This is a genomic window from Streptomyces sp. AM6-12 (genome assembly GCF_044327085.1).
Classification (GTDB): domain Bacteria; phylum Actinomycetota; class Actinomycetes; order Streptomycetales; family Streptomycetaceae; genus Streptomyces.
Window position 1 is genome coordinate 3,133,046 of sequence record NZ_JBIQWN010000001.1, and the last position, 23,581, is coordinate 3,156,626.

A 23,581-nucleotide genomic window follows, 5' to 3' on the forward strand; every position below is an offset into this window, starting at 1 on the left:
CGGCGGCCTGCCGGGGCGGCTATATCCAGTCGTCCGGCTCCGGTTCGTCCTCCGGGCCCGGCCAGTCGTCCTCCGGGGCCTCGCCCGGCGCGGGCGGCTCGGCGGCGGCCCGGACCTGGCCGGATCCGTCCAGGGAGGCCAGCACGGCGAGCACCTCCTCGCCGTACGTCGCCAGCTTCTTCTCGCCGACCCCGCTGATGCCGGCCAGCTCCCGCAGCGAACCCGGCATACGGGAGACGATGGCGCGCAGGGTGGCGTCGTTGAAGATGATGTACGGCGGCACGCCCTGCTCCTTGGCCTGCCCGGTGCGCCAGGCGCGCAGCGCCTCGAAGGCGGGCTGGAGCTCCTCGGGCAGCTCGGCCACGACCGCCTTGGCCTTGCTGCCGCCCCGGCCGGAACCGGAACCGGGGCCCGACCGGGAGACGGCCGCCCGCTTCGGCTCCTTGCGCAACGGCACCTCCCGCTCGCCGCGCAGCACGGTGCCGCTCGCCTCGGTGAGCACCAGCGTGCCGTACTCCCCCTCGACCGCGAGCAGGCCCTGGGCCAGCAGCTGCCGGATGGCGCCGCGCCACTCCCCCTCGGAGAGGTCCTGGCCGATGCCGAACACGGACAGCTGGTCGTGGTCGAACTGGATCACCTTGGCGGTGCGCTTGCCGAGCAGGATGTCCACGATCTGGAGGGCGCCGAACTTCTGTCCGCGCTCGCGCTGCAACCGCACCACGGTGGACAGCACCTTCTGCGCGGCGACCGTGCCGTCCCAGGTCTCCGGCGGGGTCAGGCAGGTGTCGCAGTTGCCGCAGCCCGCGGCGCCGGGCTCCTGGCCGAAGTAGGCGAGCAGCTGGCCCCGCCGGCACCCGGCGGTCTCGCACAGCGCGAGCATCGCGTCCAGATGGGCGGCGGCCCGGCGGCGGAACGCCTCGTCGCCCTCGCCGGACTGGATCAGCTTGCGCTGCTGCACCACGTCGTTCAGGCCGTACGCCATCCAGGCGGTGGAGGGCAGCCCGTCGCGGCCCGCGCGGCCGGTCTCCTGGTAGTAGCCCTCGATGGACTTGGGCAGGTCCAAATGGGCCACGAAGCGCACATCGGGCTTGTCGATGCCCATGCCGAAGGCGATGGTCGCCACCACGACCAGGCCGTCCTCGCGCAGGAACCGGGACTGGTGCGCCGCGCGGGTGCCCGCGTCCAGGCCCGCGTGGTACGGCACCGCCTCGATGCCGTTGGCGCTCAGGAACTCCGCGGTGCGCTCCACCGAGTTGCGCGAGAGGCAGTACACGATGCCCGCGTCGCCCGGATGCTCCTCGCGCAGGAAGGCGAGCAGCTGCTTGCGCGGGTCGGCCTTGGGCACGATCCGGTACTGGATGTTCGGCCGGTCGAAGCTGGCGACGAAGTGCCGGGCCTCCGGCAGGTTCAGCCGCTGGGTGATCTCCTGGTGGGTGGCCCGCGTGGCGGTGGCCGTCAGGGCGATGCGCGGGACGTCCGGCCAGCGCTCGCCGAGCAGGCTCAGCGCGAGGTAGTCGGGGCGGAAGTCATGGCCCCACTGGGCGACGCAGTGCGCCTCGTCGATCGCGAAGACGGAGATCTTGCCGCGCGAGAGCAGGTCCAGGGTGCTGTCCAGGCGCAACCGCTCCGGCGCCAGGTAGAGCAGGTCCAGCTCGCCGGCCAGGAACTCGGCCTCGACCGTCCGCCGCTCGTCGAAGTCCTGCGTGGAGTTGACGAAGCCGGCCCGCACACCGAGCGCGCGCAGGGCGTCCACCTGGTCCTGCATGAGCGCGATCAGCGGCGAGACGACCACACCGGTGCCGGGTCTGACCAGGGCCGGGATCTGGTAGCACAGCGACTTGCCGCCGCCGGTGGGCATGAGGACCAGGGCGTCGCCGCCCGCCACCACATGCTCGATGATCGCTTCCTGCTCGCCCCGGAAGGCGTTGTACCCGAAGACCCGGTGCAGCGTGGTCAGCGCCTCGCTCGCGTCCGCGCCGGGTCCCTCGGTCACCACTGGCATCTCGCTGATCCCGCCCGTCGCATCCATCGTCCTGTCCCCCGTCGGTCCCCCGTGTGCCGTCGTGCGCCCTCCGCCCACCACTGCCTCAACGATAGGGGTCCGCACCGACAGCCCCGGAGTTATCCACAGACTAGGAACATCTGTGCGAATAAAGTGGGCCGTCCGTCACCCGAACAGCCGCCTCCGATGGCCCCCCGGCCGGCCCCCGGCACATCCTGCTCGATGCGACCCCCCGTCTCCTCCCCCAGGAGCAAGGAGCCCCGCACGATGCCCGCTCACCTGACCCGACCCGCCCTCGCCCTCGTGGCCTCCGCCGTAGCCCTCGGCCTCGCCACCGCGCCCGCACGGGCCGACCGGGGGCCCGTCGACCCCTCCGTCTGGAAGCAGCTCGCGCCGACGGTGTCGGCCACCGCGAAGTACCGGTCCGTCCAGCTCGCCGTGGCCGCCGGTTACCGGCCCAACCCCTGCACCATGGACATGAACGACGGCATGGGCGCCATGGGCTACCACTACATCAACCCCAGGCTCTACGGCTCCCTCGACCCGGCCAGGCCCGCCGCCCTGCTCTACGAGGACGACGGCAAGGGCGGGCGCAGGCTCACCGGGGTGGAGTGGATCGTGAAGGCCGGCAAGAACACCGCGCGGCCCACGATGTTCGGCCGGAAGTTCGAGGGCCCGGTCACCGCGCACCACAACTCGACCATCCCGACCCACTACTCGCTGCACGCCTGGCTCTACAAGAAGAACCCCAGCGGCCTGTTCTACGAGTGGAACCCCGACGTGAAGTGCCCCTATCCGGGCGCGCCGGGCTGACCCCGCGGCCGCGCGAAGGCCCCGGTTCCACAGACGGAACCGGGGCCTCGCCATGAGCAACACGCGCACTCAGCGCACGAACACGCTCGCCTGACTCGCCAGGTTCAGGAAGTACTGCGGCGCCACACCCAGCACCAGCGTCACCGCCACGCCGAGCCCGATCGCCAGCGTCGTCAGCGGCGACGGCACCGCCACCGTCGGCCCCTCCGGCTTGGGCTCGCTGAAGAACATCAGCACGATCACGCGGATGTAGAAGAACGCGGCGATCGCCGAGGAGATCACACCGATGACCACCAGCGGGACCGCGCCCCCGGCCGCCGCCGCCTTGAACACGGCGAACTTCCCCGCGAAGCCGGAGGTCAGCGGGATACCGGCGAAGGCCAGCAGGAACACCGCGAAGACCGCGGCCACCAGCGGGGAGCGCCGGCCGAGCCCGGCCCACTTGGACAGGTGGGTCGCCTCGCCGCCCGCGTCCCGCACCAGCGTGACCACCGCGAAGGCGCCGATCGTCACGAACGAGTAGCCGGCCAGATAGAACAGGACGGACGACACGCCGTTCTTCGAGGTCGCGATGACACCCGCGAGGATGAACCCGGCGTGCGCGATGGACGAGTACGCCAGCAGCCGCTTGATGTCGGTCTGGGTGATCGCCACGATCGCGCCGCCCAGCATGGTGATGATCGCCACCGCCCACATCACCGGCCGCCAGTCCCAGCGCATCCCCGGCAGCACCACGTACAGCAGCCGCAGCAGCGCGCCGAACGCGGCCACCTTCGTCGCCGCCGCCATGAAGCCGGTGACCGGGGTGGGCGCGCCCTGGTACACGTCGGGCGTCCACATGTGGAACGGCACCGCGCCCACCTTGAACAGCAGGCCCATCGCCAGCAGGGCGGCCCCGATGAGCAGCAGCGCGTCATTGCCCATGGTGTTGGCCAGCGCCGGGTTCACATCGGTGACCGAGCCGTCCACGACCTGGGCGATGCGGGCGTACGACACCGAGCCCGCGTAGCCGTACAGCAGCGCGATGCCGAACAGGGTGAACGCCGAGGCGAACGCGCCCAGCAGGAAGTACTTGACCGCGGCCTCCTGCGACATCAGCCGCTTGCGGCGGGCCAGCGCGCACAGCAGGTACAGCGGCAGGGAGAAGACCTCCAGGGCGACGAACAGCGTCAGCAGGTCGTTCGCCGAGGTGAAGACCAGCATGCCGGAGACCGCGAACAGCAGCAGCGGGAAGACCTCGGTGGTGGTGAACCCGGCCCTGACCGCGGCCTTCTCGGTGTCGCTGCCCGGCACGGCGGCGGCCTGCGCCGCGAAGGAGTCCACCCGGTTGCCGTGTGCCGCAGGGTCGAGCCGCCGCTCGGCGAAGGTGAACAGGCCCACCAGACCGGCCAGCAGGATGGTGCCCTGGAGGAACAGGGAGGGGCCGTCGACCGCGATGGCGCCCATGGCCGCGATGTGCGCCTTCGTGGTGCCGTACCCGTCGGCGGCGAGCCCAATGACCGCGGCGAACGCGGCGCACAGGGCGACGGCCGACACGAACACCTGCGCGTAATAGCGGGACCTGCGCGGGACGAACGCCTCCACCAGGACCCCGACCAGCGCGGCGCCGAGGATGATCAGCGTGGGCGACAATTGCCCGTATTCGATCTTCGGCGCGCCGATCTGGGGGATGCGGTCGGCCGCGGTTGTCCACAGGCTGTGGACGGCTGGGGTGCTCACTTGACCGCCTCCACCTCGGGCTTGGGGTCCTTCTTCTGGACGTCGGACATGGTGTGCCTGACCGCCGGATTGACGATGTCCGTCACGGGCTTCGGATAGACGCCCAGGAAGATCAGCAGCACGATCAGCGGGGCGACCACCAGGACCTCACGCACCCGCAGGTCGGGCATGGCCGAGACCTCGGGCTTCACCGGGCCCGTCATGGTGCGCTGGTAGAGCACCAGCGTGTAGAGCGCGGCGAGCACGATGCCGAAGGTGGCGATGATCCCGATCACCGGGTAGCGCGTGAACGTGCCCACCAGGACGAGGAATTCGCTCACGAACGGCGCGAGGCCGGGCAGCGACAGGGTGGCCAGGCCGCCGATCAGGAAGGTGCCGGCGAGCACCGGGGCGACCTTCTGCACCCCGCCGTAGTCGGCGATGAGCCGCGAGCCGCGCCGGGAGATCAGGAATCCGGCGACCAGCATCAACGCGGCCGTGGAGATGCCGTGGTTGACCATGTAGAGGGTGGCGCCGGACTGGCCCTGGCTGGTCATCGCGAAGATGCCCATGATGATGAAGCCGAAGTGGGAGATCGAGGCGTACGCCACCAGGCGCTTGATGTCCCGCTGGCCGACCGCGACCAGCGCCCCGTAGACGATGCTGATCAGCGCCAGCACCAGGATCACCGGCGTCGCCCACCTGCTGGCGTCCGGGAACAGCCCGAGGCAGAAGCGGAGCATCGCGAAGGTGCCCACCTTGTCGACCACCGCCGTGATGAGGACGGCGACCGGGGCGGTGGACTCCTGCATGGCGTTGGGCAGCCAGGTGTGCAGCGGCCACAGCGGCGCCTTCACCGCGAAGGCGAAGAAGAAGCCGAGGAACAGCCAGCGTTCGGTGCTCGTCGCCATGTGCAGCGAGCCGTTGGCGCGCGCCTCGGCGATCTGCTGGAGGGAGAAGTTCCCGGCGACCACGTACAGGCCGATCACCGCGGCCAGCATGATCAGGCCGCCGACCAGGTTGTAGAGGAGGAACTTCACCGCCGCGTACGAGCGCTGGGTGGCCGCCGCCTCCTCGCCCTGGGCGTGGGCGCGGTCCCCGAAGCCGCCGATGAGGAAGTACATCGGGATCAGCATGGCTTCGAAGAAGATGTAGAAGAGAAAGACGTCGGTGGCCTCGAAGGAGATGAGGACCATCGCCTCGACCGCCAGGATCAGCGCGAAGAAGCCCTGGGTGGGGCGCCAGTGGCGGCTGCCGGTCTCCAGCGGGTCGGCGTCGTGCCAGCCGGCCAGGATGACGAACGGGATCAGTACGGCGGTCAGCGCGATCAGCGCCACCCCGATGCCGTCGACCCCCAGTTCGTACCGCACCCCGAAGTCGCGGATCCAGGAGTGGGATTCGGTGAGCTGGTAGCGGGCGCCGCCCGGATCGAAGCGGACCAGCACGGTGATCGCCAGCGCGAGCGTGCCGAGCGAGACGAGCAGGGCCAGCCACTTGGCGGCGGCCCGCCGGGCGGCCGGTACGGCGGCCGTGGCGACGGCTCCCACGGCGGGGAGCGCCGCCGTCGCTGTCAGCAGGGGAAAGGACATCGGTATCAGACCGCCCTCATCAGCAGGGTCGCGGCGACCAGGAGGGCCGCGCCGCCGAACATCGAGACCGCGTAGGAGCGGGCGAAGCCGTTCTGGAGGCGGCGCAGCCGCCCGGACAGGCCGCCGAAGCCGGCCGCCGCGCCGTTGACGACCCCGTCGACCAGGCTGTGGTCGACGTAGACCAGGGAGCGCGTGAGGTGTTCGCCGCCGCGCACCAGGACCACGTGGTTGAAGTCGTCCTGCAGGAGGTCGCGGCGGGCCGCGCGGGTGAGCAGGGAGCCGCGCGGGGCGAGTGCCGGGACGGGCTTGCGGCCGTACTGCGCCCAGGCGATGCCCACGCCGATCACCAGGCAGACCATGGTGGCGATGGTGACCTCCCCGGCGCTGACCGGGGAGTGGCCCTCGCTGTGTCCGGTGACCGGCTCCAGCCACTTCAGGAAGCGGTCGCCGACGCTGAAGAAGGCGCCGCCGAAGACCGAGCCGACGGCCAGCACGATCATCGGGATCGTCATGACCTTCGGGGATTCGTGCGGATGCGGCTCGGCGTGTTCGCCGCGGTGCTCGGCGGCGGGCTCGGCGCTCGGCGCCTCGGGCGAACGGGTCGCCCGGTCGCGCCAGCGCTCCTCGCCGAAGAACGTCATCAGCATCACGCGCGTCATGTAGAACGCGGTGATGGCCGCGCCCACCAGGGCCGCGCCGCCGAGGATCCAGCCCTCGGTGCCGCCCTTGGCGAAGGCCGCCTCGATGATCTTGTCCTTGGAGAAGAAGCCGGACAGGCCCGGAAAGCCGATGATGGCGAGGTAGCCGAGGCCGAAGGTGACGAAGGTGACCGGCATGTACTTGCGCAGGCCGCCGTACTTGCGCATGTCGACCTCGTCGTTCATGCCGTGCATCACGGAGCCCGCGCCGAGGAACAGTCCGGCCTTGAAGAAGCCGTGGGTCACCAGGTGCATGATCGCGAAGACGTAGCCGATGGGGCCGAGGCCCGCGGCCAGCACCATGTAGCCGATCTGCGACATGGTCGAACCGGCCAGCGCCTTCTTGATGTCGTCCTTGGCGCAACCGACGATCGCGCCGAACAGCAGCGTGACCGCGCCCACCACGGTGACGGCGAGCTGGGCGTCCGGCGCCGCGTTGAACACGGCCGCCGAGCGGACGATCAGGTAGACGCCCGCGGTCACCATGGTCGCCGCGTGGATCAGGGCCGACACCGGGGTCGGGCCCTCCATCGCGTCCCCGAGCCAGGACTGGAGCGGCACCTGGGCGGACTTGCCGCACGCGGCGAGCAGCAGCATCAGCCCGATCGCGGTGAGCTTGCCCTGGGAGGCGCCGTCGGCGTGGCCGAAGACCGGGCCGAAGGCGAAGGTGCCGAAGGTGGTGAACATCAGCATGATCGCGATCGACAGGCCCATGTCGCCGACGCGGTTGACCAGGAACGCCTTCTTGGCGGCCGTGGCGGCGCTGGGCTTGTGCTGCCAGAAGCCGATCAGCAGGTAGGAGGCGAGGCCCACGCCCTCCCAGCCGACGTACAGCAGCAGGTAGTTGTCGGCGAGGACGAGCAGCAGCATCGCCGCGAGGAACAGGTTCAGATAGCCGAAGAAGCGGCGGCGCCGTTCGTCGTGCGCCATGTACCCGACCGAGTACAGGTGGATCAGCGAGCCGACGCCGGTGATCAGCAGGACGAAGGTCATCGACAGCTGGTCGAGGCGGAAGGTGACGTCCGCCCGGAAGCCCTCGACCGGGACCCAGGTCCACAAGTGCTGGATCAGGGTGCGGTGTTCGGCGTTCTTGCCGAGCAGGTCGGCGAAGAGGACCAGGCCGACGGCGAAGGACGCGGTCGACAGCAGGGTGCCGATCCAGTGGCCGACGCGGTCCAGGCGCCGGCCGCCGACCAGGAGGACGGCCGCTCCGAGCAGGGGCGCCGCGATCAGCAGCGCGATCAGTTTCTCCACGATTCTCCCGACCCCTTACAGCTTCATCAGGCTGGCGTCGTCGACCGAGGCCGAGTGGCGGGCACGGAACAGCGACACGATGATCGCGAGACCGACCACGACCTCCGCGGCGGCGACGACCATCGTGAAGAAGGCGATGACCTGGCCGTCCAGGTTGCCGTGCAGCCGGGAGAAGGTGACGAACGCGAGGTTGCAGGCGTTCAGCATCAGCTCGACGCACATGAAGACCACGATGGCGTTGCGCCGGATCAGCACGCCGGTGGCGCCGATCGTGAACAACAGGGCCGCCAGGTACAGGTAGTTGACCGGGTTCACTTCGACGCCTCCTCGGGCCGCTTGAACGTCTCCGGTTCGATCGGCCTCCGCTCCAGGCGGTCCGCGGAACGCTGTTCCAGCGCCCGCAGATCGTTGATGGCCTCCGTGGACACGTCCCGGATCTGGCCGCGTTCGCGCAGCGTCTTGCTGACGGTCAGCTCGGAGGGGGTGCCGTCGGGGAGCAGGCCCGCGATGTCCACCGCGTTGTGCCGGGCGTAGACACCCGGCGCGGGCAGCGGCGGCACGTACTTGCCCTCGCGGACGCGCTGTTCGGCCAGCTCCCGCTGGGTCTTGGCGCGCTCGGTGCGCTCGCGGTGGGTGAGCACCATGGCGCCGACGGCGGCCGTGATCAGCAGGGCGCCGGTGATCTCGAAGGCGAAGACGTACTTGGTGAAGATGAGGGCGGCCAGGCCCTCCACATTGCCGTTGGCGTTCGCCTGGCCGGTGCCCGCGAAGTCCTTCAGGGAGGCGTTGGCGATCCCGGCGAGCAGCAGCACGCCGAAGCCGGCCCCGCACAGCAGGGCCAGCCAGCGCTGGCCCTTGATGGTCTCCTTCAGGGAGTCCGCGGCGGTGACGCCGACGAGCATCACCACGAACAGGAACAGCATCATGATCGCGCCCGTGTAGACGACGATCTGCACGACGCCCAGGAAGTAGGCGCCGTTGGCGAGGTAGAACACCGCCAGGACGATCATGGTCCCGGCGAGGCTGAGCGCGCTGTGCACAGCCTTCTTCATGAAGACGGTGCACAGGGCGCCGAGCACCGCGACGGTGCCGAGGACCCAGAACTGGAACGCCTCACCGGTGGAGGTCGTGTAGGCGGCGAGCTGCGCGCTCATGCGTCCACCTCCTGATCCGCTTCCGTCCCGGCCCCGGAGCCCTCTTCCCCGGCGGTCTCCCCCTTGGAGACGGCGGTCTGGCGGACCGTGCCGGGCGCGGCCTGGGTGACCAGGCCCCGGTAGTAGTCCTCCTCGGTGGTGCCCGGAAAGATGGAGTGCGGGGTGTCGACCATGCCCTCGTCGAGGCCGGCCAGCAGCTGTTCCTTGGTGTAGATCAGGTTCGCGCGGCTGGAGTCGGCCAGTTCGAACTCGTTGGTCATCGTCAGCGCGCGCGTCGGGCACGCCTCGATGCACAGCCCGCACAGGATGCAGCGGGCGTAGTTGATCTGGTAGACGCGGCCGTAGCGCTCGCCCGGCGAGTAGCGTTCCTCGTCGGTGTTGTCGGCGCCCTCCACATAGATGGCGTCGGCGGGGCAGGCCCAGGCGCACAGCTCGCAGCCGACGCACTTCTCCAGGCCGTCCGGATGGCGGTTGAGCTGGTGCCGTCCGTGGAAACGGGGAGCGGTGGTCTTCTTCTGCTCCGGGTACTGCTCGGTCAGCCGCTTCTTGAACATGGCCTTGAAGGTCACGCCGAAGCCGGCCACGGGGTTCTGGAAACCGGGCTTGATCTCCTTGGGCTCCTCAGCCATCGGACGCCTCCTTTCCATCCGAAGTTCCGTCCGAAGCACGCCCGGACGATCCGTCACTCACAGTGTCGGTCCCACCACTGACAATCAGCTCCCGCTCCCGGCGCGGGCGGCGCCTGGGCACCGGCGGCAGTTCCTGTCCGGGCAGCGGCGGCACCGGGAACCCGCCCGCCATCGGGTCGAACCCGCCCTCGCCGGCGGCGGCCCGCTCGGCCGTCTGGGCCTTCTCGCGGAAGATGTCGGCGACGAAGGAGATCAGCAGCAGGGCGAGCACCCCGCCGCCCACGTAGAGGGCGATGTCCGCGAAGTCGTAGTGCTCGTTGCGCAGCGCCCGCACGGACGCGACCAGCATCAGCCAGGTCACCGAGACCGGGATGAGGACCTTCCAGCCGAGCTTCATCAGCTGGTCGTAGCGGACGCGGGGCAGGGTGCCGCGCAGCCAGATGAAGAAGAACAGCAGCAGCTGCACCTTGATGACGAACCAGAGCAGCGGCCACCAGCCGTGGTTCGCGCCCTCCCAGAAGGTGCTGATCGGCCAGGGTGCCCGCCAGCCGCCGAGGAAGAGGGTGGTGGAGACGGCGGAGACCGTCACCATGTTCACGTACTCGGCGAGCATGAACATCGCGAACTTGATGGACGAGTACTCGGTGTTGAAGCCGCCCACCAGGTCGCCCTCGGACTCCGGCATGTCGAAGGGGGCACGGTTGGTCTCGCCGACCATGGTGACGATGTAGAGGAGGAAGGAGACCGGCAGCAGCAGGATGTACCAGCGGTCGTGCTGCTGGGCCACGATGGTCGACGTCGACATGGAGCCCGAGTAGAGGAACACCGAGGCGAACGCGGCGCCCATGGCGATCTCATAGGAGATCATCTGCGCGCAGGAGCGCAGACCGCCGAGGAGCGGATACGTGGAGCCGGAGCTCCAGCCGGCCAGGACGATGCCGTAGATGCCGACCGAGGCGACCGCGAGGATGTAGAGCATCGCGATCGGCAGGTCGGTGAGCTGCATCGTCGTACGGGTGCCGAAGATGGAGATCTCGTGGTCGGCGGGGCCGAACGGAATCACCGCGATCGCCATGAAGGCCGGGACGGCCGCCACGATCGGCGCGAGGACGTAGACCACCTTGTCCGCGCGGCGGACGATCAGGTCCTCCTTGAGCATCAGTTTCACGCCGTCGGCGAGCGACTGGAGCATGCCCCAGGGGCCGTGCCGGTTGGGCCCGATGCGCAGCTGCATCCAGGCGACGACCTTGCGCTCCCAGACGATGGAAAACAGCACGGTCACCATCAGGAAGGCGAAGCAGAAGACGGCCTTGAGGACGACCAGCCACCAGGGGTCACGGCCGAACATCGAGAGGTCTTCAGCGGCGAGGTACGGACTCATGCCTCCACCTCCTTGGGGGCCGTCGCGGCGGGGGCCGCCGGGCCGATGCGGACGAGGCTGCCGGGCTGTGCCCCGGTGTCGGAGGCGACGCCGCCGCCGGCGGAGTTCAGCGGGAGCCAGACCACCCGGTCCGGCATCTCGCTGATCTGGAGCGGGAGTTCGACGGTTCCGGCGGGACCGGTGACCGCGAGGCGATCGCCGTCACCGACGCCCGCCTCGGCGGCCGTGGCGGCCGACAGGCGGGCGCGGGCGGCGTGCCGGGTGCCGGCCAGCGCCTCGTCGCCCTCCTGGAGGAGGCCCTGGTCGAGCAGCAGCCGGTGGCCCGCGAGCACGGCCTCCCCGGCGGCCGGGCGGGGCACGGCGCCCGCCGGTTCACGCGGCTCGGTGGCGTACGGGCCGTCCCAGGAGCCGAGCCGGTCGATCTCAGCGCGGATGGTGCGCACGTCCGGCAGCCCCAGGTGGACGTCCATGGCGTCGGCCAGCATGTGCAGCACCCGCGCGTCGGTCGGGGCGAGGCGGCGCGTCATCTGGTCCGGCTTGAGCGCGGCCTCGAAGGAGCGGACCCTGCCCTCCCAGTCGAGGAAGGAACCGGCCTTCTCGGCGACCGCGGCGACCGGCAGCACCACGTCGGCGCGCTCGGTGACCTCGCTGGGCCGCAGCTCCAGCGAGACCAGGAAGCCGACCTGGTCCAGCGCCTCGCGGGCGCGGGCCGGGTCGGGCAGGTCGGCGACCTCGACGCCCGCGACCACCAGGGCCGCCAGCGCGCCGGTCGCGGCGGCCTCGACGATCCGCTCGGTGTCGCGGCCGTAGCCCAGCGGCAGTTCGGACAGGCCCCAGGCGGCGGCCACCTCGTCGCGGGCGCGCGGGTCGGTCGCGGGACGGCCGCCCGGCAGCAGCGCGGGCAGCGCGCCGACCTCCAGGGCGCCGCGCTCCCCGGCCCTGCGCGGGATCCACACCAGCCGGGCGCCGGTCGCGGCGGCGGCCCGTACGGCGGCGGTGAACCCGCCGGCGACCGAGGCCAGCCGCTCCCCTACGACGATGACGGCGCCCTCGCCGCGCAGCGCCTCGGCGGCGCGGGTGCCGGGCGCCTCCAGGCCGACGCCGCTCGCGAGCGCGTCCAGCCACTCGGTCTCGGTGCCGGGCGCGGCCGGCAGCAGGGTGCCGCCCGCCTTCTCAAGACCGCGGGTCGCGTGCGTGGCCAGCGAGAACACCAGCTGCTTGTGCTTGCGCCAGGCCTTGCGCAGCCGCAGGAAGACGCCGGGGGCCTCCTCCTCCGACTCGAACCCGACGAGCAGGACGGCGGGCGCCTTCTCCAGCAGGGAGTACGTGACCCCCGTACCGTCGAGGTCCCGGCCGCGGCCCGCCACCCTGGCGGCGAGGAAGGCCGCCTCCTCGGCGCTGTGCACCCGCGCGCGGAAATCGATGTCGTTGGTGTCGAGGGCGACCCGCGCGAACTTGCTGTACGCGTAGGCGTCCTCCACGGTCAGCCGGCCGCCGGTCAGCACGGCGGCACGGGAGCGGGCGGCGGTCAGACCGCGCGCGGCGGCCTCCAGCGCCTCCGGCCAGGACGCGGGCTCCAGGACGCCCCCGGCGCTCCGCACCAGCGGCGTGTCGAGGCGGTCCCTGAGCTGGGCGTAGCGGAAGCCGAAGCGCCCCTTGTCGCAGATCCACTCCTCGTTGACCTCGGGGTCGTTGGCCGCGAGCCGCCGCATGACCTTGCCGCGCCGGTGGTCGGTGCGGGTGGCGCAGCCGCCCGCGCAGTGCTCGCACACCGAGGGCGAGGAGACGAGGTCGAAGGGGCGGGAGCGGAAGCGGTACGCCGCCGAGGTGAGCGCTCCCACGGGGCAGATCTGGATGGTGTTCCCGGAGAAGTACGACTCGAAGGGGTCGCCCTCGCCGGTGCCGACCTGCTGGAGCGCGCCCCGCTCGATCAGCTCGATCATCGGGTCGCCCGCGATCTGGTTGGAGAAGCGGGTGCAGCGCGCGCACAGCACGCAGCGTTCGCGGTCCAGGAGCACCTGGGTGGAGATCGGGACCGGCTTCTCGTAGGTGCGCTTGCGCCCCTCGAAGCGGGACTCGGCGTTGCCGTGCGACATGGCCTGGTTCTGGAGCGGGCACTCGCCGCCCTTGTCGCAGACCGGGCAGTCCAGCGGGTGGTTGATGAGCAGCAGCTCCATCACTCCGTGCTGGGCCTTCTCGGCGACCGGGGAGGTCAGCTGGGTGCGCACCACCATGCCGTCGGTGCAGGTGATGGTGCAGGACGCCATCGGCTTGCGCTGGCCCTCCACCTCCACGATGCACTGCCGGCAGGCGCCGGCCGGGTCCAGCAGCGGGTGGTCGCAGAAGCGGGGGATCTCGATGCCGAGCTGTTCGGCGGCGCGGATCACCAGGGTGCCCTTGGGCACGCTGATCTCGATGCCGTCGATCGTCAGCGTGACGAGGTCTTCCGGCGGGAGGGCCGCCTCTCCGCCACCCGCGGGAGCGTTGGTGGTCACGGTCATGCGTTCACCTCCGGGCGGTCCGCCCAGGCCGTCGACTTGGCCGGGTCGAAGGGGCAGCCCCGGCCCGTGATGTGCTGCTCGTACTCCTCGCGGAAGTACTTCAGCGAGGAGAAGATCGGGGAGGCCGCGCCGTCGCCGAGGGCGCAGAAGGACTTGCCGTTGATGTTGTCGGCGATGTCCGCGAGCTTGTCCAGGTCGGACCTGGCTCCCTTGCCCGCCTCGATGTCCCGCAGCAACTGCACCAGCCAGTACGTCCCTTCGCGGCAGGGAGTGCACTTGCCGCAGGACTCGTGGGCGTAGAACTCGGTCCAGCGGGTGACCGCGCGGACCACGCAGGTGGTCTCGTCGAAGCACTGGAGGGCCTTGGTGCCGAGCATGGAGCCGGCGGCGCCGACGCCCTCGTAGTCAAGCGGCACATCCAGGTGTTCGGCGGTGAACATCGGCGTGGAGGAGCCGCCCGGCGTCCAGAACTTCAGCCGGTGTCCCGGCCGCATCCCGCCGCTCATCTCCAGGAGCTGGCGCAGGGTGATGCCGAGCGGGGCCTCGTACTGGCCGGGGCTCGCGACGTGGCCGCTGAGCGAGTAGAGCGTGAAGCCCGGCGACTTCTCGCTGCCCATCGCCCTGAACCACTCTTTCCCGTTCTTCAGGATCGCGGGAACCGAGGCGATGGACTCGACGTTGTTCACCACGGTGGGGCAGGCGTAGAGCCCCTCGACGGCGGGGAAGGGGGGACGCAGCCGCGGCTGGCCGCGGCGGCCTTCGAGCGAGTCGAGCAGCGCGGTCTCCTCGCCGCAGATGTACGCGCCGGCACCGGCGTGCACGGTGAGTTCGAGGTTCAGACCGCTGCCGAGGATGTCCTCGCCGAGGTAGCCGGCCGCGTAGGCCTCGCGCACGGCTTCGTGCAAGCGGCGCAGGACCGGGACCACTTCACCCCGGAGGTAGATGAAGGCATGCGACGACCGGATGGCGTAGCACGCGATCACGATCCCCTCGATGAGGCTGTGCGGGTTCGCGTACAGGAGCGGGATGTCCTTGCAGGTGCCCGGCTCCGACTCGTCGGCGTTGACGACGAGATAGTGCGGTTTGCCGTCGCCCTGCGGGATGAACTGCCACTTCATGCCGGTCGGGAAGCCGGCGCCGCCGCGGCCGCGCAGTCCGGATTCCTTGACGTAGGCGATCAGGTCGTCGGGCGACATGGCGAGCGCCTTGCGCAGCCCCTCGTACCCTTCGTGCCGCCGGTAGACGTCCAGGGACCAGGAGCGGTCCTCGTCCCAGAAGGCCGACAGCACCGGTGCGAGCAGCTTCTCCGGGCTGGAGTCCTTGAGTTCGGCTGCCACGCTCATCACTCCCCCTCCTCGGCGGCGGGCCCTGCCGGGTGGGCGGGGTCGGAGGCCGACGTCTGGTGCGGCGCGTCATGGGAACTGAGGTGTTCGGCCGGTGACGGATCGTGCACCGCGCTCTGCGCCTCGTCGTGCGGGCCGCCGTCCCGTGGATGGACCACGCGCGCGGGCTCCGACTCGCCCTTGGCCAGGCGCAGTCCGACCAGTGAGGCGGGTCCGGCGCTGCCGCCCTCCTCGACGGCTCCGGGCCGCTCGTCCGGGAAGCCGGCCAGGATGCGGGCGGTCTCCTTGAAGGTGCACAGCCGCGCCCCGCGGGTGGGCTGTACAGCGCGTCCGGCGCGCAGGTCGTCCACCAGGTCCCGGGCGCTGGCGGGCGTCTGGTTGTCGAAGAACTCCCAGTTGACCATCACGACCGGCGCGAAGTCGCAGGCCGCGTTGCACTCGATGTGCTCCAGGGTGACCTTGCCGTCCTCGGTGGTCTCCCCGTTGCCCACGCCCAGGTGTTCCTGGAGGGATTCGAAGATCGCGTCGCCGCCCATCACCGCGCACAGCGTGTTGGTGCACACCCCGACCTGGTAGTCGCCGGAGGGGCGGCGCCGGTACATGGTGTAGAAGGTGGCCACCGCGGTGACCTCGGCCGTGGTCAGGCCCAGCGTCTCCGCGCAGAACCGCATTCCGGTGCGCGTGACATGGCCCTCCTCGGACTGCACGAGGTGGAGCAGCGGCAGCAGGGCGGAGCGGGAGTCCGGGTAGCGGGCGACGATCTCGCGCGCGTCGGCCGCCAGGCGCTCTTGTACGTCGTCCGGGTAGGCGGGCGCGGGCGGTTCGGGCATGCCCAGGCTGACGCCCCGCTCCGAAGAAGAGGTGGTCACCGGTCGACGCCTCCCATCACGGGGTCGATGGACGCGACGGCGACGATCACGTCGGCGACCTGGCCGCCCTCGCACATCGCCGCCATGGCCTGAAGATTGGTGAAGGACGGGTCGCGGAAGTGGACCCGGTAGGGGCGGGTGCCGCCGTCGGACACGGCGTGCACGCCGAGTTCGCCCTTGGGGGACTCGACGGCCGCGTACGCCTGGCCCGGCGGGACCCGGAAGCCCTCGGTGACCAGCTTGAAGTGGTGGATCAGGGCCTCCATGGAGGTGCCCATGATCTTCTTGATGTGGTCGAGGGAGTTGCCGAGTCCATCCGGCCCGAGGGCGAGCTGGGCGGGCCAGGCGATCTTCTTGTCGGCGACCATGACAGGGCCGGGCGCCAGCCGGTCCAGGCACTGCTCGATGATCCCGAGCGACTGGCGCATCTCCTCCAGGCGGATCAGGAAGCGGCCGTAGGCGTCGCAGCTGTCGGCGGTCGGGACCTCGAAGTCGTACGTCTCGTAGCCGCAGTACGGCTGGGCCTTGCGCAGGTCGTGCGGCAGGCCGGTGGCGCGCAGGATGGGGCCGGTGGCGCCGAGGGCCATGCAGCCGGCCAGGTCGAGGTAGCCGATGTCGCCCATGCGGGCCTTGAAGATGGGGTTCCCGGTGGCGAGCTTGTCGTACTCCGGGAGGTTGCGGCGCATCTTCTTGACGAACTCGCGGATCTGGTCGACCGCGCCGGGCGGCAGGTCCTGGGCGAGTCCGCCGGGGCGGATGTACGCGTGGTTCATCCGCAGGCCGGTGATCAGCTCGTAGAGGTCGAGAATCATTTCACGATCACGGAAGCCGTAGATCATGATCGTGGTCGCGCCCAGCTCCATGCCGCCGGTGGCGATGCACACCAGGTGGGAGGAGAGCCGGTTCAGCTCCATCAGGAGCACCCGGATGATCTTGGCGCGGTCGGTGATGTCGTCCTCGATGCCGAGGAGTTTCTCGACGGCGAGGCAGTAGGCGGTCTCGTTGAAGAAGGACGTCAGGTAGTCCATGCGCGTGACGAAGGTGGTGCCCTGCGTCCACGTGCGGAATTCGAGGTTCTTCTCGATGCCGGTGTGCAGGTAGCCGATGCCGCAGCGGGCCTCGGTGACCGTCTCGCCGTCGATCTCCAGGATCAGCCGGAGCACCCCGTGGGTGGAGGGGTGCTGGGGACCCATGTTGACGACGATGCGCTCGTCGTCGGAGCGGGCCGCGGACTGGACGACCTCGTCCCAGTCGCCACCGGTGACCGTGTAGACGGTGCCCTCGGTGGTTTCCCGCGCCGATGCTGACTGCGTGCTCACGAGTACGACCTCCGCTGGTCCGGAGCCGGGATCTGGGCGCCCTTGTACTCGACGGGGATGCCGCCGAGCGGGTAGTCCTTGCGCTGCGGGTGGCCCTGCCAGTCGTCCGGCATCATGATCCGGGTCAGGGCCGGGTGGCCGTCGAAGACGATTCCGAAGAAGTCGTACGCCTCGCGTTCGTGCCAGTCGTTGGTGGGATAGACGGACACCAGGGACGGGACGCGCGGATCGGCGTCGGGGGCGCTGACCTCCAGCCGGATCAGCCGGTTGTGGGTGATCGAGCGCAGGTGGTAGACGGCGTGCAGCTCGCGGCCCTTGTCGCCGGGGTAGTGCACCCCGCTCACGCCGGTGCACAGCTCGAAGCGCAGGGCGGGGTCGTCGCGCAGGGTGCGGGCGACGCGCAGCAGGTGCTCGCGCTCGATGTGGAAGGTGAGTTCGCCGCGGTCGACGACCGTCTTCTCGATCGCGTTGTCCGGCAGCAGCCCCTGTTCCTCCAGGGCGCCCTCCAGCTCGTCCGCGACCTCGTCGAACCAGCCGCCGTAGGGCCGGCTCGCGGGTCCGGGCAGCCGGACCGAGCGGACCAGGCCCCCGTAGCCGGAGGTGTCGCCGCCGTTGCTGGCGCCGAACATGCCGCGCTGAACGCGGATCTCCTCGCCTCCCCGGCCGCGCTGGCCGGGGAGGTTGGAGGCGGAGAGGTCCTTCTCGGGGTTCACCCCGTTCGTCCCGTCGCCGTGGGTGCCGTTCGCGTCGCTCACCGCAGCAGCCCCTTCATCTCGATGGTGGGCAGGGCCTTGAGCGCCGCCTCTTCCGCCTCGCGGGCCGCTTCCTCGGCGTTCACGCCGAGCTTGCCGGACTGGATCTTCTGGTGGAGCTTGAGGATCGCGTCCATCAGCATCTCGGGGCGGGGCGGGCAGCCGGGCAGATAGATGTCGACCGGGACGATGTGGTCGACGCCCTGGACGATCGCGTAGTTGTTGAACATGCCGCCCGAGGAGGCGCAGACGCCCATGGAGATCACCCACTTGGGGTTGGGCATCTGGTCGTAGACCTGCCTCAGGACCGGCGCCATCTTCTGGCTGACCCGGCCGGCCACGATCATCAGGTCCGCTTGCCGCGGTGAGCCGCGGAAGACCTCCATGCCGAAGCGCGCGAGGTCGTAGCGCCCGGCGCCGGTGGTCATCATCTCGATGGCGCAGCAGGCCAGGCCGAAGGTGGCCGGGAAGACGGATGCCTTGCGCACCCAGCCCGCGGCCTGTTCCACGGTGGTCAGCAGGAAGCCGCTCGGCAGCTTTTCTTCGAGTCCCATGTCTGTATTGGCCCCTCAGTCCCATTCCAGGCCGCCGCGCCGCCATACGTACGCGTACGCGACGAAGACGGTGAGCACGAAGAGGAGCATCTCCACGAGCCCGAAAAGCCCCAGGGCGTCGAAGGTGACGGCCCAGGGGTAGAGGAAGACGATCTCGATGTCGAAGACGATGAACAACATCGCCGTCAGGTAGTACTTGATGGGGAAGCGCCCGCCGCCGGCCGGCGTGGGGGTCGGCTCGATGCCGCACTCGTAGGCTTCGAGTTTGGCGCGGTTGTACCGCTTCGGACCGATCAGCGTGGCCATGACCACGGAGAAGATCGCAAAGCCTGCCCCGAGGGCTCCCAGTACGAGGATGGGCGCATACGCGTTCACCGCTCCTCGCTCCTCTCAGTCGGCACTGACTGCTGGCGGTTCGCTGGGCCGATGAAGATCGAGAACATGTGAAGCAGGTCACAAGCCCAACTGCTCCGCATCTTATGCCCGCCGATCTGTGATCTGCGACACGGGGTATTCCACAAGCTTTGTGATCTCCACCACCTGACGAAGGATCATGAAGTCGGATGATGGCTGATCTTCATACACGAAGCGTTCAGTTGATCACTAGAAGTGACAATTTCGCCCGTCATCGCAGGCCAAGAGAGGCGTCTCAATATCAAGAGAGTTCGCTTGCATGCAAATTGGCGCTGGGCGCCCGATCTTGATAGGGGACCGCGTTCACACCTCAGGGGGAGGCGAGGGGCGCGGTGTGGACGGGAGTGGATGCACGTGCACGCGTTCACGAGCCCCGCCCGCGCGGGACGCCGGTCCTCCGGTGACCGTTCCGTGACCTCCGTCACAGTCACAGGCGCCCCTCAGGAACCGGGCTTGGCCATCCACATCAACCGGTGGTAAGCGCGGGGCAATTCGGACGTAATGATCAAAGACCGTGATCAAGCCCTTGATCACGGGCGTCCGCAATGTCCGTTACGGCGTCAATAAAGGGCGACACGCCCGGCGTTTGAGGTCTCGATTGAGCAACTGTGGCGCAGCACACGTTTCTTGAAGATATGGAGGAGCCCCTGATACCGGTTGTTCCCATGTCCCACACCGCTCACATACGCAGCCACCGGAAGCCCCGCCGCAGCGCGTCGTCCCTCGCGATGCGGACCGGAGTTGCCGGTGGCGTCCTCAGCACCCTGGCCGTCGCCGGGGCCGCCGGTTCGGCCAGCGCCGCCGAGCCGGTGACGCAGACCCTCGAACTGCCCACCCTGACGGCCGACCTGGCCACCCAGGCCGCCCAGTCCGCGGACGCCACCCAGCAGGCCGCGGCCAACTACCAGCTCCAGGCCGAGCGTGACGCGGCCGCCGCGAAGGCCTCGAAGCAGGCCAAGGCGGACCTCGCCGAGGCCAAGCAGAAGGCGGCCGAGGCCAAGAAGAAGGCCGAGGAGACCGCCCGCAAGGAGGCCGCCGCCCGCGCCTCGCGCGGCACCACCCGGATGGCCCTCACGGCCGACGACACCTCCGGTTCCACCTCCGCGAGCACCGGCACCAGCACCGGCTCCTCCACGGCCACCGGCTCGGCCGCCGCCGTCGTCAGCTTCGTCAAGTCGCAGCTGGGCAAGGCGTACGTCTCCGGCGCCACCGGCCCCTCCGCGTACGACTGCTCGGGCCTGGTGCAGACCGCCTTCAAGCAGGTCGGTGTGAGCCTGCCGCGCGTCTCCCAGGACCAGTCGACCGCCGGCACCCAGGTCTCGCTCAGCGACCTCCAGCCGGGCGACATCCTGTACTGGGGCAGCGCGGGCAGCGCGTACCACGTCGCGGTGTACGTGGGCGACGGCATGTTCGTCGGCGCGCAGAACCCGTCCTCCGGCGTCTCGGAGCACCCGCTGTCGTACGACGAGCCGACGGGCGCCGTGCGCGTACTCTGAGGCATCCCGTACCGTTTCGCATACTTGGGGCGCGTTCCGCGCCTCACGCAGGGCCGCAGCCGCTCGGGGGCAGCGGCCCTGCGGCGTCTCCTGGCATGCTCGGGGCGGACCGCCGGACGGCGGTTTCGTCCACGAGTGAAGGAGAAGACGCGATGCCACGCGTGTTCGTACAGGGCGCCCCTGTCGCCGAGTTCCCCCGGTACGCCCCCGAGGCCGGGCGCGGCGCGGTGCGCCGGGTGACCGAGGTCGGCGAGGCGGTGCTGCACAAGCCGTGCCGGGACGTCACGGAGTTCGGGCCCGACCTCGCCGCGCTCATCGACGACATGTTCCGCACGATGTACGTCGCCGAGGGCGCCGGGCTCGCGGCGAATCAGGTCGGGGTCGATCTGCGCCTTTTCGTGTACGACTGCCCCGACGACGACGGGAACCGGCATGTCGGACACGTCGTCAACCCGATGCTGGAAACGCCCCTCAGCGGCCGGCGGCTGCTGGACGAGGGCGAGGGCTGCCTGTCGGTGCCGGGCGCGGTGATGGCGCTGCCGCGGCCCGACCGGGCGGTCGTACGCGGCCGGGACCGGGACGGGCACCCGCTCACGGTGGAGGGCACGGGCTACTTCGCGCGCTGCCTCGCACACGAGACGGATCACACCAACGGGTACATCTACCTCGACCGCTTGACCAAGCGGGAGAAAAAGGACGCCCTGCGGCAGATGGCGGACCGCCGCGACGAGGTGTACGCCCGCCGGTCCGCCAAAGAGGCCGCGTTCAGCGCCTGATCACGCCTTCGGGGTCACCTTCGTGAGGCCGTTGATGATGCGGTCCATCGCGTCGCCGCCGGTCGGGTCGGTCAGGTTGGCCAGGAGTTTGAGGGTGAACTTCATCAGGACCGGGTGGGTCAGGCCGCGCTGGGCGGCGATCTGCATGACCTTGGGGTTGCCGATGAGCTTCACGAAAGCGCGGCCGAGGGTGTAGTAGCCGCCGTAGGTGTCCTTGAGGACGCGCGGGTAGCGCTGGAGGGCGATCTCCCGCTGCGCCGGCGTCGCCCGCGCGTGCGCCTGGACGATGACGTCGGCGGCGATCTGGCCGGACTCCATGGCGTAGGCGATGCCCTCGCCGTTGAAGGGGTTCACCAGGCCGCCGGCGTCGCCGACCAGCAGCAGGCCCTTGGTGTAGTGCGGCTGGCGGTTGAAGGCCATCGGCAGCGCGGCGCCGCGGATCGGCCCGGTCATGTTCTCGGGGGTGTAGCCCCAGTCCTCCGGCATGGACGCGCACCAGGCCTTGAGGATCTCCCGCCAGTCCAGCTCCTTGAAGGCGGCGGAGGTGTTGAGGACACCGAGACCGACGTTGGACGTGCCGTCGCCCATGCCGAAGATCCAGCCGTAGCCGGGCAGCAGCCGCTCCTGCGCGCCGCGCCGGTCCCACAACTCCAGCCAGGACTCCAGGTAGTCGTCGTCATGGCGCGGCGAGGTGAAGTACGTGCGCACCGCGACGCCCATCGGACGGTCCTCGCGGCGGTGCAGGCCCATCGCCAGGGACAGGCGCGTGGAGTTGCCGTCGGCCGCGACGACGAGCGGCGCGTGATAGCTGACCTCGCGCTTCTCCTCGCCGACCTTGGCCGTCACGCCGGTGATGCGGCCGGTGCGCTCGTCCACGATCGGACCGGAGACGTTGCAGCGTTCGTACAGCCGCGCACCGGCCTTCTGCGCGTTGCGGGCCAGGGTCTCGTCGAAGTCGTCGCGCTTGCGCACGAGTCCGTAGTTCGGGTAGGCCGCGAGGTCCGGCCAGTCGAGCTGGAGCCGGGAGCCGCCGCCGATGATCCGCAGGCCCTTGTTGCGCAACCAGCCGGCCTCCTCGGAGATGTCGATGCCCATCGCGACGAGCTGCTTGACCGCGCGGGGGGTGAGGCCGTCGCCGCACACCTTCTCGCGCGGGAACTCCGTCTTCTCCAGGAGCAGTACGTCGAGACCGGCCTTGGCCAGGTGGTACGCGGTCGCGGAGCCGGCTGGGCCCGCGCCCACGACGATCACATCGGCGGAGTGGTCGGAGAGGGGCTCGGTCACGGCGGGATCTCCCCAAGTTCGAAATCTGCGTGCCGACCGGCACTGGACATGGGCAGTCTATTCAGCGGAATAGATCACCCGGCTGAAGGGCTGCCCTGTGAACCGACCTCTGCCCGCGATACGGCTGCGCGTTCCCACCCACGAGGACGCGATCAGCTGGCACCGCCTCTTCGCCGATCCCGAGGTGATGGAGTTCTTCCCCGGCGGGCCCGCCGCACTGTCGGTGTACGAGGAACTCACCGCGCGCCAGCGGCGGCACGACGCGGAACTCGGCTTCTGCCTGTGGACCGTCCTGGACGAGTCCGGCGAGGTCCTCGGTTTCACCGGCGCCCAGCCCTGGCCGCGCGACTGGGGCCCGGTGGGCGAGGTGGAGATCGGCTGGCGGCTCGGCCGGGCGCACTGGGGCAAGGGGTACGTCCTCGCCGCCGCGCGCGAGGCCCTGCGGCGGGTCCGGGCGGCGGGGGTGCCGGAGGTGGTGGCGATCGTACGGCCGGGCAACGAGCGTTCCGTCTCGGTGGCCCGGCGGCTCGGCATGCGGTCCGCGGAGACCTACCGGCGCCCGCACCTGGACGAGGAGTCGCTCTGCTTCCGCCTGGAGCTCAACTCCCGCCTTGGTGACGCAGCGTAGCCGTCTGTCACAGTACGACACCGAATCCTTCCGGCCGGAGGGCGCCGGGGTTACCCTTCCAGTACCGCTGGGGGTGACATCTGTGCACACAACACCCAAAACACCCGATGTGCGTGTGCCGCGGCTGGTCGGTCTGATGGCCGTGGACGCCCGCGAGACCGCGCGGATCCGGGGGCTGTTCCTGACCGCGCCGGACCGCCCGGACTTCCACCGGGCGGTCGTGGACTACGTCGTACGCCAGTACCCGCCGCCCGGAGCGGAAGTGCCGGTGGACTCGGTGGTCTACGTGTGGTTCGACTTCACGGACGGCGAGGGCGGCGGGGGCGTGCGCGAACCACGCGCCCCCCGGCCGCCGGCGGGTGGGCTCCGGCGGGAACTGCGGGAGGCGGGGGACGCGTTCGAGATGATCGGCCGGTGAGACCCCCGC

At 70.2% G+C, this 23,581-nt stretch carries 21 protein-coding genes; 5 read left to right on the forward strand and 16 right to left on the reverse strand.

What is annotated here, in order from left to right; translation table 11 throughout:
* Positions 1–19: 19 nt before the first annotated feature.
* Positions 20–2,029 (reverse strand): DNA helicase RecQ, encoded by a 2,010-nt coding sequence (recQ, locus tag ACE4Q9_RS14095; protein ID WP_397984583.1) that lies wholly within the window; start codon positions 2,027–2,029, stop codon positions 20–22.
* A gap of 240 nt (positions 2,030–2,269) precedes the next feature.
* On the opposite strand from recQ, the gene ACE4Q9_RS14100 reads away from it, so the two are divergent.
* Positions 2,270–2,815: a hypothetical protein gene (locus ACE4Q9_RS14100; protein WP_397984584.1), complete on the forward strand. Its 546-nt coding sequence runs from the start codon at positions 2,270–2,272 to the stop codon at positions 2,813–2,815.
* Between the two features lie 69 nt (positions 2,816–2,884).
* Here the strand turns inward: ACE4Q9_RS14100 and nuoN are convergent, their stop codons facing one another.
* From nuoN to ACE4Q9_RS14170, 14 genes are read right to left on the reverse strand one after another with little or no spacing between them, the layout of a single operon-like run.
* The gene (nuoN, locus tag ACE4Q9_RS14105; protein ID WP_397984585.1) at positions 2,885–4,534 is read right to left on the reverse strand and encodes an NADH-quinone oxidoreductase subunit NuoN; all 1,650 of its coding nucleotides are present in this window, start codon (positions 4,532–4,534) and stop codon (positions 2,885–2,887) included.
* Complete coding sequence (locus ACE4Q9_RS14110) at positions 4,531–6,102, reverse strand: NADH-quinone oxidoreductase subunit M (protein ID WP_397984586.1); 1,572 nt, start codon at positions 6,100–6,102, stop codon at positions 4,531–4,533. The genes nuoN and ACE4Q9_RS14110 overlap by 4 nt, the downstream gene beginning before the upstream one ends.
* 5 nt (positions 6,103–6,107) lie before the next feature.
* Entirely contained in the window at positions 6,108–8,054 is a 1,947-nt protein-coding gene (gene nuoL / locus ACE4Q9_RS14115; protein WP_397984587.1) for an NADH-quinone oxidoreductase subunit L, read from the reverse strand.
* 15 nt (positions 8,055–8,069) lie between these two features.
* The gene (gene nuoK / locus ACE4Q9_RS14120) at positions 8,070–8,369 is read right to left on the reverse strand and encodes an NADH-quinone oxidoreductase subunit NuoK (protein ID WP_145482596.1); all 300 of its coding nucleotides are present in this window, start codon (positions 8,367–8,369) and stop codon (positions 8,070–8,072) included.
* On the reverse strand, positions 8,366–9,208 hold the full coding sequence (locus ACE4Q9_RS14125; protein ID WP_397984588.1) for an NADH-quinone oxidoreductase subunit J: 843 nt from the start codon (positions 9,206–9,208) through the stop codon (positions 8,366–8,368). Before ACE4Q9_RS14125 ends, nuoK begins: the two co-directional genes overlap by 4 nt.
* On the reverse strand, positions 9,205–9,837 hold the full coding sequence (gene nuoI, locus ACE4Q9_RS14130; RefSeq protein ID WP_397984589.1) for an NADH-quinone oxidoreductase subunit NuoI: 633 nt from the start codon (positions 9,835–9,837) through the stop codon (positions 9,205–9,207). Before nuoI ends, ACE4Q9_RS14125 begins: the two co-directional genes overlap by 4 nt.
* Positions 9,830–11,218: an NADH-quinone oxidoreductase subunit NuoH gene (gene nuoH / locus ACE4Q9_RS14135; RefSeq protein WP_397984590.1), complete on the reverse strand. Its 1,389-nt coding sequence runs from the start codon at positions 11,216–11,218 to the stop codon at positions 9,830–9,832. The genes nuoI and nuoH overlap by 8 nt, the downstream gene beginning before the upstream one ends.
* Entirely contained in the window at positions 11,215–13,719 is a 2,505-nt protein-coding gene (locus tag ACE4Q9_RS14140) for an NADH-quinone oxidoreductase subunit G (RefSeq protein ID WP_397984591.1), read from the reverse strand. The genes nuoH and ACE4Q9_RS14140 overlap by 4 nt, the downstream gene beginning before the upstream one ends.
* Positions 13,716–15,065 (reverse strand): NADH-quinone oxidoreductase subunit NuoF, encoded by a 1,350-nt coding sequence (gene nuoF / locus ACE4Q9_RS14145; protein ID WP_397984592.1) that lies wholly within the window; start codon positions 15,063–15,065, stop codon positions 13,716–13,718. Before nuoF ends, ACE4Q9_RS14140 begins: the two co-directional genes overlap by 4 nt.
* Positions 15,062–15,931: an NADH-quinone oxidoreductase subunit NuoE gene (gene nuoE / locus ACE4Q9_RS14150; protein ID WP_397984593.1), complete on the reverse strand. Its 870-nt coding sequence runs from the start codon at positions 15,929–15,931 to the stop codon at positions 15,062–15,064. Before nuoE ends, nuoF begins: the two co-directional genes overlap by 4 nt.
* Positions 15,928–17,250, reverse strand: a complete 1,323-nt coding sequence (locus ACE4Q9_RS14155) for an NADH-quinone oxidoreductase subunit D (protein WP_397984594.1) — start codon at positions 17,248–17,250, stop codon at positions 15,928–15,930. The genes nuoE and ACE4Q9_RS14155 overlap by 4 nt, the downstream gene beginning before the upstream one ends.
* Complete coding sequence (locus tag ACE4Q9_RS14160; protein WP_397984595.1) at positions 17,247–18,005, reverse strand: NADH-quinone oxidoreductase subunit C; 759 nt, start codon at positions 18,003–18,005, stop codon at positions 17,247–17,249. Before ACE4Q9_RS14160 ends, ACE4Q9_RS14155 begins: the two co-directional genes overlap by 4 nt.
* The gene (locus tag ACE4Q9_RS14165; RefSeq protein ID WP_397984596.1) at positions 18,002–18,556 is read right to left on the reverse strand and encodes a NuoB/complex I 20 kDa subunit family protein; all 555 of its coding nucleotides are present in this window, start codon (positions 18,554–18,556) and stop codon (positions 18,002–18,004) included. The genes ACE4Q9_RS14160 and ACE4Q9_RS14165 overlap by 4 nt, the downstream gene beginning before the upstream one ends.
* Positions 18,557–18,571: 15 nt before the next feature.
* On the reverse strand, positions 18,572–18,931 hold the full coding sequence (locus tag ACE4Q9_RS14170; protein ID WP_030494815.1) for an NADH-quinone oxidoreductase subunit A: 360 nt from the start codon (positions 18,929–18,931) through the stop codon (positions 18,572–18,574).
* A 704-nt stretch (positions 18,932–19,635) separates the two neighbouring features.
* Between ACE4Q9_RS14170 and ACE4Q9_RS14175 the strand changes: the two genes are divergently transcribed.
* Both ACE4Q9_RS14175 and def read left to right on the forward strand, forming a co-directional pair.
* A complete protein-coding gene (locus ACE4Q9_RS14175) occupies positions 19,636–20,466 on the forward strand; it encodes a C40 family peptidase (RefSeq protein WP_397984597.1) in 831 nt (276 codons plus the stop codon).
* A gap of 152 nt (positions 20,467–20,618) precedes the next feature.
* Entirely contained in the window at positions 20,619–21,242 is a 624-nt protein-coding gene (gene def / locus ACE4Q9_RS14180) for a peptide deformylase (RefSeq protein WP_397984598.1), read from the forward strand.
* Here def and ACE4Q9_RS14185 read toward each other — a convergent pair whose 3' ends face one another.
* On the reverse strand, positions 21,243–22,526 hold the full coding sequence (locus ACE4Q9_RS14185; protein ID WP_397984599.1) for a geranylgeranyl reductase family protein: 1,284 nt from the start codon (positions 22,524–22,526) through the stop codon (positions 21,243–21,245).
* Positions 22,527–22,623: 97 nt separating this feature from the next.
* Here ACE4Q9_RS14185 and ACE4Q9_RS14190 point away from each other — a divergent pair, with 97 nt between their 5' ends.
* Both ACE4Q9_RS14190 and ACE4Q9_RS14195 read left to right on the forward strand, forming a co-directional pair.
* Positions 22,624–23,154 carry a GNAT family N-acetyltransferase gene (locus tag ACE4Q9_RS14190; protein ID WP_397984600.1) on the forward strand — a complete coding sequence of 177 codons (531 nt, stop codon included), beginning with the start codon at positions 22,624–22,626 and terminating at the stop codon, positions 23,152–23,154.
* Between the two features lie 109 nt (positions 23,155–23,263).
* Entirely contained in the window at positions 23,264–23,572 is a 309-nt protein-coding gene (locus ACE4Q9_RS14195; RefSeq protein ID WP_397984601.1) for a PASTA domain-containing protein, read from the forward strand.
* Positions 23,573–23,581: the final 9 nt, after the last annotated feature.